Source organism: Dankookia sp. GCM10030260 (genome assembly GCF_042666655.1).
Lineage (GTDB): Bacteria > Pseudomonadota > Alphaproteobacteria > Acetobacterales > Acetobacteraceae > Paracraurococcus.
Genome location: NZ_JBHTDE010000003.1, coordinates 526,051 through 542,645 on the forward strand (window position 1 = coordinate 526,051; position 16,595 = coordinate 542,645).

Consider the following 16,595-nt stretch of genomic DNA (forward strand, 5'->3'; position numbering starts at 1 on the left):
CGACATGCTACCGCATGGACCGGACGGAGCCGAAGCTTCGGGGGTGGCGAGAGGCCTGCCCGGCGGATCACCGTGATGCCGGACGCGGTCCGCACGGCCGGGCCAGGCCGTGGCACCGCGGGTGGGTGAAGCGCCGGCCGGTCCGCAGCGGCACCGGCCGGCGGCATCGCCGGACACGTCGGACCATGTTGGCGCGTGCCCTTCCACTGGTTCGACCGCATGGTGGGTCGTAGCGCGGAAGGCGCGGCGCATGCCGTCGGCCGCCTCGCGCGATGTCTCGCGTTCTTCGCCATCGGCTTTCTCGCATTCGTGGCGGCGACGGCCAGGCTGTTCCAGCAGCGGCCGACAGCCTTCGTGCCGCAGGAGGACCAGGGCTACTTCCTCGCCGACGTCGCCCTACCCAAGGGCGCCTCAGTGGAACGGACCGTGGCGCTGATTGAGCGCCTCGGCGAGGCGCTGCTTGGGCATCCGGCCGTTGCCGGCAGCAGCGGAGTCGCGGGGCGTGGCATCCTGTCCGACACCACCGCCTCCTTCTTCGGTTTCCGGATCCCCACCCTGAAGCCCTGGGGCGAGCGGGCAGGCGTGGCGGCTGTGATCGCAGACATCCGTGCCGCCTTCCGACACGACCCTGACGGGCAGGTGCGCATCGTCAATCCCGCGCCGCTGCCCGGTCTCGGCTCGCGCGGCGGCCTTACGCTCGAGCTCCAGGACCGCAGCGGCCAGGGTGGGCTGGCACTGACCCAAGCGGCTGATGCCTTCCTGGCGGAGGCGAGCGCATTGCCCGAGGTCGGCCGCGCGCTGCCGACCAGCAGCTACGGCGTGCCGCAAATCCGGCTCGACATCGACCGCGCCAAGGCGGAGCAGTTGGGCGTGAAGCTGGAGACGCTGTTCGACACGCTCGGCACCTATGTCGGTTCGTCCTTCGTCAACCTGCTTAACCAGTTCGGCTTTGTCTACCAGGTCTATGTCCAGGGCGAGGGCTCGGCGCGCCGTACATTGGAGGACCTCGAGGCACTGACTGTGCCCAACATGCGGGGCGAGCCGGTTCGGATCGGCTCGCTGATCTCGGCGCAGGTCGTCGCTGGGCCAACCGCCGTGCTGTCCTACAACACCTACCCGGCGATCGAGGTGGCGGTGGAAACGGCCGCGGGGTTCAGCTCCGGTGCCGCGATCGCGGCGATCGAAAGGCTGGCCGAGCGCCGCCTGCCAACCAACCACGCCGTCGCCTGGACCGACATGGCCTACCAGGAGAAGCTCGCGGGCGGCTCTGCGCCGCTGATCTTCGGCTTCGGCATCTTCATGGTGTTCCTGGTGCTGGCCGCGCAGTACGAGAGCCTGCGGCTGCCGCTGGTCATCCTCCTCGGCACGCCGCTGGCCGTCTCCGGCGCGCTCGCGGCGCTGGCCTTGCGCGGCCTGCCGCTCGACATCTTCGGCCAGATCGGCCTCCTGCTGCTGGTCGGCCTGGCCGCCAAGAACTCCATCCTGCTGGTCGCCTTTGCGCAGGAAGCGCGCGAGCGGGGCGCGGACGCGACGGCCGCGGCGCAGGAGACGGTGCGGCTGCGCCTGCGGCCCATCCTGATGACCTCCTTCGCCTTCATCCTGGGCTGCGTGCCGTTGGTCATCGCGTCGGGGGCCGGAGCGAATGTCAGCATCTCGATCGGCACCGTCGTGATCGGCGCCCTGCTGCTGGTGCCTATCCTCTCTCTGGTGGTCACCCCCGGTGCTCTACATCGCCTTCGAGCGCCTGCGCGAGGCGACCAGCCGCGGGTCGCGGCAGGACGCCGCCAGTCCCGCGGACCCGGCCGACCAGCAGGCGTGAGGCCGGATGGTCGCGGTCAGTCGGCCGATGCCAGAGGGCCGAGGGCGCGCGCATAGCGTGCCTCGATCGCGGCCAGGGCGGCGCTGTCCTGCGTCGCCGCGGTGGCGGCGTCGCGGGTCAGGACGATGTGCCGGCGCAGGCTGCGGCGCCGCTGGGCGTCCTGCTCCACCGCCGCGACCTCGTCGAATATCTCCAGCATGCGGATCATCACCGCCGGCGCGCCCGTGCCGGCCTGGCGCAGCATGTGGAACATCGCGTCCACCAGGCCCGCATAATCCGTGGTGCCGCGTGACAGCCGGAACTTCCCGTCGCGCCAGTGGCAGCCAGAGGGCAGGTCATGTGAGGCCAGCTCGCACAGCGCGGCACCGAGCCGGTCGAGCACGGCCATGGCGGTGAAGGGGTCGTTGATGCCGGGGGACAATGCCCGCAAGCCGATCTCCACCAACCGCCGCACCGCGAATTCCAGGTCCTGCTCGACGCTGCGCGTATCGCCCAGCGCCAGGGCCCGGCCGAGCGCCGACTGCGCGTCATCGACCAGGCCGGCGGGCACCACCCGACCGATGACGCTGCCGGGGAAGACGAAGTCGCCCGGGCGGATGCGGAGCCACAGGCGGGCGTCCTTGTCCTCCGCCCATTGCCCGAGCTCCGCGTCGTCGAGCACCTGCAGATAGCCGCCGCCCGGGGCGCGTAGCGGCGCACCGGATTCGTCCGGCGTGGCGGGCTCCGCCGCGGCGTCGGGCGGCCCGCTCCGGCGCGGCAGTCGCCGCAGCGCCGCCGAGAGATCGCCATGGACCAGGGCCACCACGGTGTTCACGTTGATCGATGTAGCGACGTGATGGATGAACCAGATCAGCACCCCGACGCAGCCGAAGGCGAGCAGCAGCCCGACCGAGACCGCGAGTTGCGGCACGAAGGCGCCGTCCTCCGCGTCGTGTACCGACCGCAGCGCCATCAGCGCAAACGCAAAGGTGGAGACGAGGGCGCCGAGCGCATACTGGTTGCCGGGATCGCTGGTGAAGTTGCGCAGCAGCCGCGGTCCCATCTGGCTCGATGCCAGACTGAGCGCCGCCACGGTGATCGAGAAGGTCGTGCCTGCGACCCCGATCGTCGCCGAGGCTACGGTCCCGAGCACGTCGCGGGCGCCCGCGGTGCCGCCGGCATAGACCCAGCCCTCGAGCCAGGATGGCAGGCTGATGACGCCGTCGGCGCGGATCAGCAGCTCGGCCAGCACGATCGCAAGCAGGGTCATCACCGCCGGCCGCAGCCAGAAGGAGGCGCGGAGATCCGCCCAGAACTGCCGGAAGCGCGCAGTCGTCACTGCGCCGCGGCCTGGCGGAGCTCGACCGTCGCGGCCAGCGCCGGCCGCGCCCGTACCAGCACGCGGTCAATGACGTCGCGGGCCTCGACCCGCCGTGGCGGATCGATCCAGAGAAACAGGTCGAGTTGCACCGCCGTGGCGCCGAGTTCCGCCACCCGCACCGCGGGCGCCGGCTCGGCCAGCACGCCTTCGACACCCAGCGCCGCCCTCAGGATGGCGCCCTTCGCCTCGGCGATGTCGTCGTCCTGGCCGATGCCGAAGCGGATGGACAGGCGCCGCTTGTCATAGGCGGTGTTGACCAGCACCTTGCCGGAGAAGAGGTCGCTGTTCGGGATCACCGCCCGGCGGTTGTCATAGGTGCGGATGGTGGTGGCACGAACCTGGATGTCCTCCACCGTGCCTTCGAATTCCCCGACCTTGATCTGGTCGCCCAGGCGAAAGGGATGCGTCAGCAGCAGCAGGATCCCGGCCAGGGAATTCTGCAGGATGTCACGGAAGGCGAAGCCGATGGCGACGCCGCCGATGCCCAGCACGCCGAACAGGTCGGCGGCGTTGATCGAGGGGAAGGCGATCGCCGCGCCGACGAAGATACCGACCAGGATGGTCAGGCCGCTGCCGATCCGGCCGAGCACCAGGGCAACGCCGGGCGAGGCGGTCCGCAGTCCGACGGCACGGGCGATCGCCGTGCGCACGGCGCCGGCCAGCAACCAGGCCAGGCCGAGGACCAGTAATCCCAGCAAGAGTCCCGGCAGCAGCGTCAGCGCTGCATTGGCCAGGCCACGGACGCGGGTGAGCAGGGTATCGAAGTCCATCCATCTCTCCATGCATGCCGGCTCCAGGCGGGTTCACGCGGCCTGGGCCGGACCGCGCACGCCCTGCAGCACCTCCGCCTCCCGGCCATTCGTGGCAGAGCCGGGAACCACGCTGAGGCTGCCATCGGTTTCGAGCACCACGGCCGCCGCATCCTCTGGCCGCGCGACGCCGGAGGCGCGCAACGCGGAGACCACTTCCTCGCGCGTCACCCGCTGGCCGCGCATCGTACTGTCGAGGAAGTGGCCACGATGCAGGAGCAGCGTCGGTTCGGACTTCACCAGGGCGCCGAAGCGCGCGGAACGCACGGAGCCGAAGGCGACCAGCCATTGCAGGCCAGCCAACAGCATGAAGCCGACCACGCCTTCGGCCAGGGGGACGGAGCGGTTCAGCAGCACGGTCGCAAGCGTCGAGCCGAGTGCGACCGTCACCACCAGGTCGAAGGCGTTGAGCTTGGCGAGTGTCCGCTTGCCGGAGATGCGCAGCATGAGCACCAGGGCCACATAGGCCAGCGTGCCGACGACGACGACCCGCAGCAGGGACGACCAGGACTCAAAGAACATGCGTCAGGCCTCCGAAAGGCGGGCAGCGGAGGCGCCGCTTCGCAGCCAGGGTCCGCAGGAACGGAACGGCCGCCAGGAGCGGCCGTTCCCGCGGGCGCCGGGCGCCTGCGTTGCAAGCCACGTCAGCCGGAATTGCTGGTCTCCTGCTGCTGCCAGAAGCGATCGATCTCCTGGCGGCGCTGGTCGTAGCTCTGCGTGTCGAGGAAGGCCTGCAGGTCGACCTTTGGCGACTTCTCCAACTGGGCGTCGGTGGTGTTCTGAACCGCCCCGGGTATGCGGGAGGCCCCAGCGGTTGAGAGGATGGGGCAATGACCTAGAAGAGGTCGAACCTATATTCGCTTGAAGCCTGGCGGCGTGCGGTGCGGAAGTTGCTGGACCATGGGGGCGACCACGCCTCTCAGTGGGCCACGATTGGGTCGATCGCGGCCAGGATCGGCTGCACGGCCGAGACGCTGCGGAAGTGGGTGCGGCAGGCCGAGCGCGATGCGGGCCAGAGGTCCGGCGCGTCGCCGGAGGAGCGAGAGCGCATCAAGGGGCTGGAGCGCGAAGTCCGCGAGCCGCGGCAGGCCAATGAGATCCTACGCAAGGCTTCGACGTATTCTGCGATGGCGGAGCTCGACCTCGCCGATCAGCGTGCGCGGCTTGGCCCGTCCATCTCGCCGGGCGTCAGCACGGCCGTCTCCGGCAGCCGCTTGCGCCATTTGGACACCCAGGGCGGGCTGATCTGCAGGGCCTTGGCGATGAACCGGATCGGCTCACATGCTTCGGCGCGACGAACCGCGCGTTCCCGCAGATCCTTGGGGTATGACCGCATCCATGCTGGCCTCCAGATCCCAGCAGGACGCTTGAAGCAGAACTCGACCCGCTTCGGGGTCCCGATCCCGGTTAGATGCGGCTTGCGCCAGGACGCAGGTAAGACGGTCAACGGCCGCGAGTGCCAGGCCATGGGCGGGTGCGTCCGCTGTAGTCACCGCTGGTCGGCCAGCTCCGTGATGGCCAACACCAAGTTGCCGCTGACCCGCTGGTTCCTCGCCATGCATGGGATGATCGGCACCGAGCACGGCATCTCGGCCATCGAACGCGACCGCTTGGTACCTGAATAAGCACCGGTAGCGCGCCAATGGTCAAAGCCGATGACGTCTGCCGCGGAGGTGAGCGCAACCAGGGCAGAGGCACCGCCGGCAAAACCCGCGTCATCGCTCGCCTTCGATCGTCTGCCCGACGATCACATGGGCCATGTCGTCATGCAGGACGTCGACAGCGTCACCGTGGCCACGTCCCGTCGCTCCAAAACGCACACATTGCCGCAGGGCCTTGGTCCATACCGACGGGCTGCCCGGCCTCGCCGATCCCGCCAGCCAACGCACCCGCTGGATGACGGTCACCGGCGCCAGGCTCCCCGATCGTGCGCGGGCCGGCCGCCTTCTGGATCAGTACCGCCGTCGTCGACCTCAGCACCGCGGTCGAGGCCATCTACGAGGCCGCTCCGCACAGCACTCGCCCCATTATCTCGGCGCGTTCTGCTGGACCACGAAACATCGCAGAAATATGGGCAGGATGAACAGCGTCGTCTGCCGCGCCGTCGCAGCGTCAACTGCATTCACCCGAAGCGCGGCATGCGCAAATCCTGGCAGCGCAACTGGATGATACGCGGGAGATGCTTTCCGCCGAACCCGCCCCTTTTGTCGCCTGGGCTTGCCTCTAGCCGCGCGGCGAGTGCCGACTCAAAAATAGCCGAGTGTCCAGGAAGAATACTTCCACCCTGGTCTTGCTGCATTTACGGCATGATGTTGGCCGCATCGCACGCCGCCGGGATCACCGCCTCGGCCGTCACGTCGCCGGCTTGGTAGCGTTCCAGCAGCGCGCGGAAATCGCGATATCCCTCGCCGGCCTGCTGCGCGCGGCAGGTCGTGGACATCCCGACCAGTTCACGCGGCATGCCGCCATTCTCCTCGACCAGTTGTTTCATGCGCTCGCGCACCCGGGCGAACTCGGTGCGGGTGGCTTGCTGGTAGTGGCTGCGCGCCGCCGGCGAGAAGGGGCATTGCGCGAAGCGTTCCGCGAGCGCGCGGCGGAACATCCGCCCGGCCAACGCATCGCCGCAGGCATCGAACTGATAGAGCGAGACAGCGAAGCCGCGCTCGAAAGCGGCCGGGTTGGCGAGCTGCGGGGCTTGCGCAACGGCGCTGCCGGCCACCAGCAGCACGCCACCGAGGACCATCGCGCGGATCATTCGGGCCGTTCCAGGTAGACCGCAAGTGCCGCGATGTCGTCGTCGGTCAGTCCACCCGCCGCCTGGTTCATCGCCGCGACGCCGACGCTGGGTCGGGCATTGCTGCGGTAGTCGCGCAGCGCCTTCGCGGTATAGGCCCGGGTCTGGTGCGCGACCGCCGGCGCGGCCTGGCTGCCGCCATAGTCATCCTGGTGACAGGCGGCGCAGCGGTGCCGCGCCGCTGCCTGCCTGCCCTGTTCGTGCAGCACCGAGTCGGGCGCGCCGGCCGGTGGGTTGGCGCGGGGGAGAAAGGCGAAATAGGCGCCGAGGTTGCGCAGATCCTCGTCCGACAGGTCGGCCGCCAGCGGCCCCATGATCGGGTTGGCACGGCGGCCGTTGCGGAAGAAGACAAGCTGCCATTGCAGGTAGCGTTCGCGCTGCCCGGCGAGCGACGGGATGGACGGATCTGCGGTGATGCCGTCCGCGCCATGGCAGACCACGCAGGTCTCGGCCCGCTGCCGGCCGGCTTCGATATCCGCGGCGGCGAGCGGCGTGGCGGAGAGACACAGGGCCACGAAGGCGGCCATCACAGGGCGCATGCAGGGATCCATGAGAAGCGGCAAGCGGCCGCCCGCCGGTGGTGGGCGGCCTTCGTCACGTCAACGGGAATAGCTGATCCGGTAGATCGCGCCGGCCCAGTCGTCGGCCACCAGGATGGCGCCGTCCTTGGCCACCAGGATGTCGTTCGGCCGACCGGAATATTCCTGCTTGCCGGTGAGCCAGCCCTCGGCGAAGACCTCCTGCTTGGCGTTCTTGCCGTCGGCGTCGACCGTCACCCGCATGATCCGGGCGCCCTGATAGGTATGGCGGTTCCAGGAGCCGTGCTCGGCGATCAGGATGTTGTTCTGGTACTCGGCGGGGAACTGGTTGCCGGTATAGAATTTCATCCCGAGCGGGGCGACATGCGCGCCAAGGTTCAGCACCGGCGGCGTGAACTCGTCGCACTTGTGGCCCATGGCGAATTTTGGATCCGGCATGTCGCCCTGGTGGCAGTAAGGATAGCCGAAATGCTGGCCGAGCCGCGTCACGTGGTTCAGCTTGTCGCTCGGCAGGTCGTCGCTGATCCAGTCGCGCGCATTCTCCGTGAACCAGTACTGGCCGGTGCGTGGGTCGATGTCGCCGCCGACGCTGTTGCGGACGCCGAGCGCGATGATTTCGGCCTGGCCGTTCGGGTGCACCCGGCGGATCTGCGAGACGCTGGTCGGCGGGATGCCGATGTTGAAGGGCGGGCCGAAGGGCAGGTACATCGCGCCCTCCTTGTCGGTGACGATGTATTTCCAGCCATGTGCGACGTAGGACGGCATGTCGTCATAGACCACGACCGGCTTCGGCATCTCGTCGAGCTTCGATTCCGCGCCGTCGTAGCGCAGCAGCTTGTCGATCGCGATGACGTAGAGCGCGCCGTTCCGGAAGGCCACGCCGGTCGGCATGTTGAGGCCCTTCAGGATGGTCTTGACCTCGCGCTTGCCGCCCTTGTCGGTGACCGCATAGACATTGGTCGCGCCGAAGGAGCCGACGAAGAGCGTGCCGTCGTCGCCCCAGGCCATCTGCCGCGCTTCCGGGATGCCGGAGGCATAGACTTCGATCTTGAAGCCGGGCGGCAGCTTGATACGCTTGAGGTTCTCGTTCAGCTCGGCCAGCGGGGTCGGCGTGGCCGGGCCGACCGGCGGAGCCTGGCCCTTCTGCGCCTCCGTCTCGTCGCCGAGGAACCAGTCGGGCGGCGGGTTCTGCCAGAAGCTGGGCTTGCTGCTGTCGTAGCTCTTCAACTGCGCATGGGCGGCGCCGCCGCCCAGCGTCAGCCCGGCGGCAAGGATCGCCGCGGCTATGACGGGCTTGCGGCACGTGAATGACTTTTTTGTCATGGACGATCCCCAGATCTTCTTCGCACGGCACCGTTCAAGTGCCGCTGCCGTCACGGAACCACGCGCCGCGCCGTGATTGCAAGCATCTCCAAGTTGGAACGCTACGCCACCTCACGCTGCGCCGCGCGCAGGTCGGCCACGAACCGGGCGTATTCCCGTTCCTTGCTCTCGGGGTCCGGCAGCCGCAGCAGGTAGGAAGGATGCACGGTGGGAAAGACCCGCAGCCCGTCCGCCGTCTCGATCAGCTCGCCGCGCACCTTGGTGATGGCCAGCGGCTTGCCGGTCAACGCCCGCAGCGCGGTGGCGCCGAGCGAGACGACCAGTCGCGGTGCGACCAGCTCGATCTCCCGCTTCAGGAAGGGCCGGTACCAGGTGATGTCACCGGCATTCGGCGACTCGTGCAGCCGGCGGCGGCCGGTCGGCTTGAACTTGAAATGCTTCACCGCATTGGTGACGTAGGCGGCGGGGCGGTCGATGCCGGCCTCGGTCGCCGCGCGGTCGAACATCCGCCCGGCCGGGCCGACGAAGGGGCGGCCGGCGAGGTCTTCCTCGTCGCCCGGCTGTTCGCCCACGAATAGCAGCGGCGCGCCGATGGGGCCTTCGCCGAAGACCATCTGCGTCGCCGCGCGGGTCCATTCCGGCAGGTCGGGGCGGGCCGTCATCTCGGCGCGCAAGGCGGCCATGGCGGTGGCGGGGTCGTCGATTTGGGAGAAGAGATCGGCTGGCATGCCTTCGGCAACCGCCGGCGGGGCTGCCGGTTGCACGAAACGCTGGCGCCGTTCCGCCGCCGGCGTCGCGCCGCGCGCGACCATTTCCGCCACGCGCTGCGGCGCCTCGGCCATCAGGCGCGGGATGTCACGGGCTTCCGGCAGGTTCTTCCAGTATTTTACCGGCATCTCGGCCCGCATGGCGGCCGGCTTCATCCGAGCGGGGTTGAAGATGCTGCGGTAGTAGGCGCGCCAGAGTTCTTCGTGCGCATCCTCCGAAGGAGCCTCGGCGCGACTGCCGCCTGCACCCATGCGCAGCGTCTCGCCGTCCCAATGCGCACTCGCCTCCGGCGTCAGGATGGACCAGCGCAGCGCGGCGAAGCGGCGGATGAAGAAGCCGGTCTCGGCTTCCAGGATGTGGTGGTCTGGCTCGAACCAGGCGACGTATCGTTCGCCCGGACTGTCCGGCCCGGCCGCTTCAGGGCTGCCGGCTTCGCCTTCCACCGATCGGGCGGGCATCTCGATCCCGCGGAAGCGCAGGAAAGCGTGCATCTTGTGCGCATCCCGCCGCACCGCCTTGGTCATCGCCTGCAGCCGGACGATGTCGGCATCGGTCGCCACCTGCATCAGCCCGTGCTCGCCCCGCACGATCCGCCACAGGATGCGATAGAGCAGCGCGAAGCGTTCCGGGTCGCGGTGGCGGATGGCGACCTCCGCCTGGTCGAGGAAGGCGCGCGGGACGCTGGCGGTGACCGGGGCGGCTTCGGCCGGCAGCGGCGCGCCACCGAACAGACCGGGCGGGTCGCCGACGACGCGCCACTCCACTTGCTCCGGCGGCACCGCGGCCGCCAGCAGACGGCGCGCCTGCTGCCGCCAGGCGACGAAGTCGGCCTGTCCCGGCAGCAGGATTCCGATGCTCATAGCAGCGCCAGCTGCACCGGCCGGGCCGTTGCAGCGAAGCCGGTGCGCGGGGCGACGATGCGCCGGAGGTCGGCGCGGTCCAGCAGCCCGCCGCGCGGCTGGTGGTCGGCGGTGACCAGAAAGGGCAGCAGTTTCGCCAGCGGCAGCCGCAGCCGGGCCAGGTCGTCGCTGCGGATGCCGCGGTGCCGCCGGGCCGAGAGCAGCCGGTCCACCGTCTTGGCGCCGAGACCGGGGACACGCAACAGCATCTCCCGCGGCGCGCGGTTGACGTCGACCGGGAAACGTTCGCGGTGCTTCAGCGCCCAGGCCAGCTTGGGGTCGATGCCGAGGTCGAGGTTGCCGTCCTCGCCGCCCGCCATGATCTCGTCCAACTCGAAGCCATAGAAGCGCAGCAGCCAGTCGGCCTGGTAGAGCCGGTGTTCCCGCACCAGGGGCGGCGCCGCCGGCGGCAGCAGCGCGGAGGCATCCGGGATCGGCGAATAGGCCGAGTAGTAGACCCGCCTGAGGCCATAGCTGGCATAGAGGTTGGCCGTGGTGCCGAGCACCGCGCGGTCGTCCGCCGCATCGGCGCCGATGATCATCTGCGTGCTCTGCCCGGCCGGGGCGAAGCGCGGGGCGGCGGTGCGGCGCTCGGTGCGCCTGGCCTCCTTCGCCTCGTCGATCCGCAGCCGCATGCGGGCCATGGCGCGGCGGATGCCGGGGGCGTCTTTCTCCGGCGCCAGGGTCTTCAGGCTTTCGGCCATCGGCAGCTCGATGTTGATCGACAGCCGGTCGGCGTAGCGGCCGGCCGCGGCCAGCAGATCCGGCGCCGCATCGGGGATGGTCTTTAGGTGGATATAGCCGCGGAAGCCATGCACCTCCCGCAGCTGGCGGGCGACCTCGGTGATCTGCTCCATGGTGTAGTCCGGCGAGCGGATGATGCCGGAGGAGAGGAACAGCCCCTCGATGTAATTGCGCCTGTAGAAATGCAGCGTGAGGTCCACCAGCTCCCGCACCGTGAAGCGGGCGCGCTGCACGTTGGACCCGGCGCGGTTGATGCAGTAGGCGCAGTCGAAGACGCAGGCATTGGTCAGCAGCACCTTCAGCAGCGAGACGCAGCGGCCGTCCGGCGTATAGGCGTGGCAGATGCCCATGCCCTCGGTACTGCCGATGCCGCCCTTCCTGCTGTCCCGCTTGTCGGTGCCGGACGACGCGCAGGAGGCATCGTATTTCGCGGCATCCGCCAGGATCTCGAGCTTGCGGCGCAATTCCATGGTCGGCCTTTCCGTAGGTTCACTATATGTTCTGTAACGATCGCGGCGCAAGCCCCCTTGCCATCGTCGCGCCCCGGTTCAGACTGCCGGCAACGCAATTCGGGGGGAATTCCATGGCCAATCGCATCGCCATCATCGGCGCGGGGGCGGTCGGCGGTTATGCCGGCGCGCATATGGTCCGGGCGGGGGAGGACGTGACCTTCGTCGACATGTGGCCCGAGCATGTCGAGGCGATGCGAGCCAAGGGCCTCCGCATCTCCCACATCAAGGACGTGCCGGAATTCACCGTGCCGGTGAAGGCGATCCACCTGACGGAACTGCAGCAGGTCTCGAAGGAGAAGCCGTTCGACATCGCCTTCATCTGCACCAAGTCCTATGACACCGCCTGGGCCACGATGATGGTGCGGCAGTACCTGGCGCCGGGCGGCTATTGCGTCTCCCTGCAGAACTGCATGAACGAGGAGACGATCGCCGAAGTGGTCGGCTGGGGCCGCACGCTGGGCGCCATCGCGTCGTCGATCACCGTGGAGCTCTGCGAACCCGGCCATGTCCGCCGCGCTTCCGGCAAGGGCGGCGCCGCGCATACCGTCTTCCGGGTCGGCGAGGTGCATGGCCGCATCACCGACCGCGCGAACGAGGTCGGGCGGCTCTGCGCGTTGTCCGACAGCTGCACCGTTACCTCCAACCTCTGGGGCGAGCGCTGGTCGAAGCTCGTGACCAACGTGATGGGGAACGGCATGTCCGCCTCCACCGGATTGATCAGCCGCGACATCCTGCTGGACGACACGCTGCGCGCCTTCACCGCGCGCCTCGGCAGCGAAGCCATCCGCGTCGGCCAGGCGCTGGGCTACACGCTGGAGGAGATCCACCACATTGACCCGGAGGTGATCGCCCGCGCCGGCGAGGGCGACGCCGCTGCCCGGCACGAATATGACGAGCACCGCCTGGCCGAGGCCCGCAAGCCCGGCGGCGGCGCGCACCGGCCGTCCATGGGCCAGGACATGGTCAAGGGTCGGCGGACCGAGATCGAATTCCTCAATGGCTTCGTCTGCGACAAGGCCAAGGATGTCGGCATCGCCACGCCGGCGAACGCGGCGCTGACCGACATCGTCAAACGGGTGGAGAAGGGCGAGATCCCGGCCGACCCGAAGCATATCCGCGAGCTGCGGCTGAACTAGGAAAGGAGAAGGCTGGGGAGAAGGCATTCTCCCCGGACTCCTCATCTGTTTTTCCGAGTCGGGACCCGCCGCGCGGCAGGTGCCAACCCACAAAAAAGGCAGGGTGGGGCTTGCGGAGGAAATACATTTCCCTCCCCAACCTTGCCTGCCATCCGGGAGGAAACAACCGATGCGCCCAACGCGCCGCCACCTGCTCGCCGCCCCGTTGCTCCTCGCCGCGCCTGCGCTGCGGGCGCAGGAGGCCTTCCCCAGCCGCCCCATCACCATCATCGCCGCCGGCGCCGCGGGCGGCCCGACAGACACCATCACCCGCATCGTCGCCGACAGCATGGGCCGGCAGCTCGACCAGCCGGTGGTGGTCGAGAGCATCGGCGGGTCCGTCGTCGGGCCGCAGCGCATGGTGCAGTCGAAGCCCGACGGCTACACGCTGCTGATCAACAACATCGGCATGGCCGCCAGCGCCACGCTGTTCCGCAAGCTGCCCTACGACGTCCCCGGCAGCTTCGCCCCGCTCGGCCTGGTCTCCGACGCGGCCATGACCATCGTCACCCGCCCCGGCTTCGCGGCGGAGAACCTGGCCGGCGTCATGGCCGACCTCAAGACCCGCGGCGATGCGCTGAACATGGCGACGGCCGGGCTCGGCTCGGCCGCCAATCTCTGCGCCCTGCTGGTGCAGCAGGCGGCGGGCAACCGCGCCACCATCATCGTCTTCCGCGGCACCGCGCCGGCGATCGCGGAACTCATGGCCGGGCGCATCGACCTGCTCTGCGACCAGGCGACCAACACCGTCCCCTATATCCGCGACAACCGGGTGCAGGCTTGGGGCGTCAGCAGCGCGCAGCGGCTGGCCGGTCTGCCCGATGTGCCGACCACGGCCGAGGCCGGCTTCGGCGGGGTGGCGATGAGCACCTGGCACGGCGTCTACGCCCCTGCTGGCACGCCGCAGCCGATTCAGGAGAAGCTCTCGGCCGCCATGCAGGCCGCCCTGCGGGAGGAGAAGCTGCGTCAGCGCTATGCGGAACTGCTGACCGACATCCCGGCCCCGGAACGCCAGACCATCGCCTTCCACCGCCGCTTCCTGGCCGAGGAGGTGGCGCGCTGGCGGCCGATCATCCAGGCGGCCGGGGCCTATGCCGACTGAAACTGGCAACATGATCCCGGTACGTCCCGGCTGGCCGCCGCGTTCCGCGGCCCTGCCGAGGAATCCCACCCGTCATGCTGCTCGACTGTGCGCCGCCCACGGCCTGGATCGCCGCCCCCGTCGACGCTCCGCGACCTGAGTTTCCGGGCCGCAGCCTCAACCAGGTGCTGGCGGCCCTCGTCGCCAGACAGCCGGATCATCCAGCGGTTGTCACGGCGACGCAGGTCGTCACCTTCGCCGGGCTGCTGGGCCGCGTCGGGACCCTGGCGGCGGCGATCCGGGCGGCGGCCGCTGCGCCCGGCCCGCTGGCGCTGCTGCTGCCGAACGGGCCGGACTACATCGCGGCGGTCTTCGCGGGGATCGCCGCCGGCCGTCCGGTCCTCGTCCTGGAGCCGGCTCAGCCGCCGGCCCGCCTGGCGGCATTGCTCGACGCCGCCGGCGCGGGGCTGGTGCTGCATGACGGCAGCCAGGCGGCGGCGGCGGCCGGGCGCCACGTCCTGGTGCCGCCCGCCGCGTCCGCCCCGCAGGTACTGCCGGCCGAGCCGCTGACCCGACACGACCCGGCCTTCCTGTTCACCACCTCGGGCAGTTCCGGCATGCCGAAGCTGGTCGCACATAGCCAGTCCACGCTGATGCTGCTGCTGCTGGACTATGTCGGCCGGTCCGCGATCACCTTCGCCGACCGGCTGATGCTGGTCGGCTCGCATGCGAATTATGGCCCGCTGGTCAATGTCCTGGCCTATCTCCTGGCCGGCGCCACGATCTGCCAGCAGGACCTGCGCGACGACGGCGCGGCGCAGGTCTTCGCGGCGATCCGGCGGCACCGGGTCACCACCCTGCGCCTCGTGCCCTCGGTGTTCCGTATGCTGGCACGGCTGCCGGAGGCCGGGCCGGCGCTCGCCGAGGTGCGGCGCATCCGGCTCGGCGGCGAGCCGGTGCTGCGGACCGACCTGCTGCTGGCCCGGGAGGTCACCGACCCGCGCTGCCGCATCGAGAATTCCTACGGCGCGACGGAAAGCATGGTGATCGGCTGGGTCTCCCCGCCGGAACGCCTGCCGGATGGCGCGGTCGTGCCGGCCGGGACCATCTGCCGGAATGCCGAATACCTGTTGCGCGACGATGCCGGGGACCCGGTCGCGCCTGGTAGGGTCGGCGAGCTGGTGATCAGCAGCCGCGGCAATGCCCTGGGCGACTGGGACCGGGGGAGCATCGACACGACGCGCTTTCCGCCCGACCCCCGGCAGCCCGGCAACCGGCTGTATGCCACAGGCGACCTCGCGCGGCTGCTGCCCGACGGCAACCTGCTCGTGCTCGGCCGCAAGGACCGCATGCTCAAGGTCAACGGCCAGCGGGTTTCGCCGCTCGAGGTCGAATCCCATCTCCAGGCCATGCCGGGCTGCGGCGGCGCAGCCATCCTGCCGCTGGAGGCAAAGGGGACGACGCGCCTCATCGCCTTCCTGGTGGCGGACCCGGCGCGCGGCCTGCCGGTGGACCCCGCGGCCTGGCTGGGCGAAAGGCTGCCGCGCTACATGGTGCCTTGCCGCTTCGAGCGGGTGGCCGAGTTGCCCCTGCTGCCGGGCGGCAAGATCGACCGCCTGCGGCTGCGCGAATGGCTGGACGCCCTGCCCGCCGCCAGCCCGCCGCCCGCCGCCGGTGCCCCTGCCCACGTCACGGGCCTCGTCGGCGAGATGACCCGGCTATGGGCCGAGATCCTGGGCATCCCCGCACCGGATGCGACAGCGGATTTCTTCGCGCTGGGCGGCGACTCCCTCGGGCTGGTGCAGCTCGGCGCCGCCATCGAGCACCGCTTCGGCTGCCAGTTGACCACCGAGGCGCTGGGCGGGAGCATCACCATCGGCGGTCTGGCCGCCCTGATCGCGGCGGGCCGGATCCCGGCGGCGGAGGCCTCCCCGCTGGTCGCGCTTCAGCCGCTGGGGTCGGAGGCCCCGTTCTTCTGCGTGCACAGCATTGGCGGCGGCTTCCTGCATCTGCGGCACCTGGCGCGGCATATGGGGGAGGAACGGCCCTTCCTGGTCTTCCGCACGCGCGACGGCGACAGCATCGCCGAAACCGTCGAGCAAATGGCGGCACGCTACCTCCGCGCCCTGCGTGAGCGGCAGCCGCATGGGCCATACCTGATCGGCGGGTATTCCTTCGGGGCCGTCGTCGCCTACGAGATGGCGTGCCAATTGCTCGATCAAGGCGAGGCGATCGGGCTGCTGGCGGTGCTGGATGCGCGCTGGCCGGGATGGACCCCGTCGTGGCGGACCTTGCCCGCGGCGGCCAGCCTCTGGCTGCGCAACCTGCCGGGTTTCGTCGCCGACGAGGCGGGGCATTTCACCCTGCCGCGCCTGGCCGGACAGGTCCGGCGCACGCTGCGCGGCCTGGGGCGGCGGCTGGCGCGGCGGCAGCGGGACGTCGCCTCGGTGCTCGACCTCCGGCTTTTCGATCCGCGCCACCATGCGATGCTGGACGCGCATCTGCGGGCGCAGGATCGCTACCGGCCGCGCCGCCGGCCGATGCCAATTGCGGTCTTCCGCGCCGCGGTGCAGCCGGTTCGCGGGCTCGCAGGCGACCGGGCGCTGGGGTGGGGCACGGTGGCGGCGAGCGGCGCCATGGTCGATGTCGTACCGGGCAACCATGTTTCGATGATCGAGGAGCCGCGGGTGGCGAAGCTCGCCGCGGCGCTGGCCTGCGCCATCCGGTGCGCAACGCGTCGGCCCGGACCCGGGTGAACCTTTTCGACCGGCC

At 69.9% G+C, this 16,595-nt stretch carries 13 protein-coding genes and 1 pseudogene; 5 read left to right on the forward strand and 9 right to left on the reverse strand.

What is annotated here, in order from left to right:
• The first annotated feature begins 195 nt into the window (after positions 1-195).
• Positions 196-1,875: an efflux RND transporter permease subunit gene (locus ACFQS7_RS14020; RefSeq protein ID WP_380067703.1), complete on the forward strand. Its 1,680-nt coding sequence runs from the start codon at positions 196-198 to the stop codon at positions 1,873-1,875.
• Here the strand turns inward: ACFQS7_RS14020 and ACFQS7_RS14025 are convergent.
• The 3 genes from ACFQS7_RS14025 to ACFQS7_RS14035 are packed head-to-tail and all read right to left on the reverse strand — an operon-like array spanning position 1,836 to position 4,510.
• Entirely contained in the window at positions 1,836-3,137 is a 1,302-nt protein-coding gene (locus tag ACFQS7_RS14025; RefSeq protein ID WP_380067704.1) for a DUF2254 domain-containing protein, read from the reverse strand. The two genes, ACFQS7_RS14020 and ACFQS7_RS14025, sit on opposite strands and share 40 nt — an antisense overlap.
• A complete protein-coding gene (locus tag ACFQS7_RS14030; RefSeq protein ID WP_380067705.1) occupies positions 3,134-3,949 on the reverse strand; it encodes a mechanosensitive ion channel family protein in 816 nt (271 codons plus the stop codon). The genes ACFQS7_RS14025 and ACFQS7_RS14030 overlap by 4 nt, the downstream gene beginning before the upstream one ends.
• Before the next feature lie 33 nt (positions 3,950-3,982).
• On the reverse strand, positions 3,983-4,510 hold the full coding sequence (locus ACFQS7_RS14035; RefSeq protein WP_380067706.1) for a DUF421 domain-containing protein: 528 nt from the start codon (positions 4,508-4,510) through the stop codon (positions 3,983-3,985).
• Positions 4,511-4,869: 359 nt separating this feature from the next.
• On the opposite strand from ACFQS7_RS14035, the pseudogene ACFQS7_RS14040 reads away from it, so the two are divergent.
• A pseudogene (locus ACFQS7_RS14040) lies at positions 4,870-5,132 on the forward strand (transposase); the annotation flags it as partial.
• Between the two features lie 571 nt (positions 5,133-5,703).
• Here the strand turns inward: ACFQS7_RS14040 and ACFQS7_RS14045 are convergent.
• From ACFQS7_RS14045 to ACFQS7_RS14070, 6 genes are all read right to left on the reverse strand, one after another.
• On the reverse strand, positions 5,704-5,895 hold the full coding sequence (locus ACFQS7_RS14045; RefSeq protein WP_380067707.1) for a hypothetical protein: 192 nt from the start codon (positions 5,893-5,895) through the stop codon (positions 5,704-5,706).
• A gap of 392 nt (positions 5,896-6,287) precedes the next feature.
• Positions 6,288-6,743 (reverse strand): hypothetical protein, encoded by a 456-nt coding sequence (locus ACFQS7_RS14050; protein ID WP_380067708.1) that lies wholly within the window; start codon positions 6,741-6,743, stop codon positions 6,288-6,290.
• On the reverse strand, positions 6,740-7,321 hold the full coding sequence (locus ACFQS7_RS14055) for a c-type cytochrome (RefSeq protein WP_380067709.1): 582 nt from the start codon (positions 7,319-7,321) through the stop codon (positions 6,740-6,742). Before ACFQS7_RS14055 ends, ACFQS7_RS14050 begins: the two co-directional genes overlap by 4 nt.
• A gap of 60 nt (positions 7,322-7,381) precedes the next feature.
• On the reverse strand, positions 7,382-8,644 hold the full coding sequence (locus ACFQS7_RS14060; protein ID WP_380067710.1) for a PQQ-dependent sugar dehydrogenase: 1,263 nt from the start codon (positions 8,642-8,644) through the stop codon (positions 7,382-7,384).
• A gap of 101 nt (positions 8,645-8,745) precedes the next feature.
• Complete coding sequence (locus ACFQS7_RS14065) at positions 8,746-10,272, reverse strand: UdgX family uracil-DNA binding protein (protein ID WP_380067711.1); 1,527 nt, start codon at positions 10,270-10,272, stop codon at positions 8,746-8,748.
• A complete protein-coding gene (locus ACFQS7_RS14070) occupies positions 10,269-11,525 on the reverse strand; it encodes a putative DNA modification/repair radical SAM protein (protein ID WP_380067712.1) in 1,257 nt (418 codons plus the stop codon). Before ACFQS7_RS14070 ends, ACFQS7_RS14065 begins: the two co-directional genes overlap by 4 nt.
• A gap of 113 nt (positions 11,526-11,638) precedes the next feature.
• On the opposite strand from ACFQS7_RS14070, the gene ACFQS7_RS14075 reads away from it, so the two are divergent.
• The 3 genes from ACFQS7_RS14075 to ACFQS7_RS14085 all read left to right on the forward strand — a co-directional run bounded on the left by ACFQS7_RS14075 (position 11,639) and on the right by ACFQS7_RS14085 (position 16,579).
• Positions 11,639-12,703, forward strand: a complete 1,065-nt coding sequence (locus ACFQS7_RS14075; protein WP_380067713.1) for a ketopantoate reductase family protein — start codon at positions 11,639-11,641, stop codon at positions 12,701-12,703.
• Between the two features lie 169 nt (positions 12,704-12,872).
• Positions 12,873-13,844, forward strand: coding sequence for a tripartite tricarboxylate transporter substrate-binding protein (locus ACFQS7_RS14080; RefSeq protein ID WP_380067714.1), 972 nt, complete (start codon positions 12,873-12,875; stop codon positions 13,842-13,844).
• A gap of 74 nt (positions 13,845-13,918) precedes the next feature.
• Positions 13,919-16,579, forward strand: a complete 2,661-nt coding sequence (locus tag ACFQS7_RS14085; protein ID WP_380067715.1) for an AMP-binding protein — start codon at positions 13,919-13,921, stop codon at positions 16,577-16,579.
• Positions 16,580-16,595: the final 16 nt, after the last annotated feature.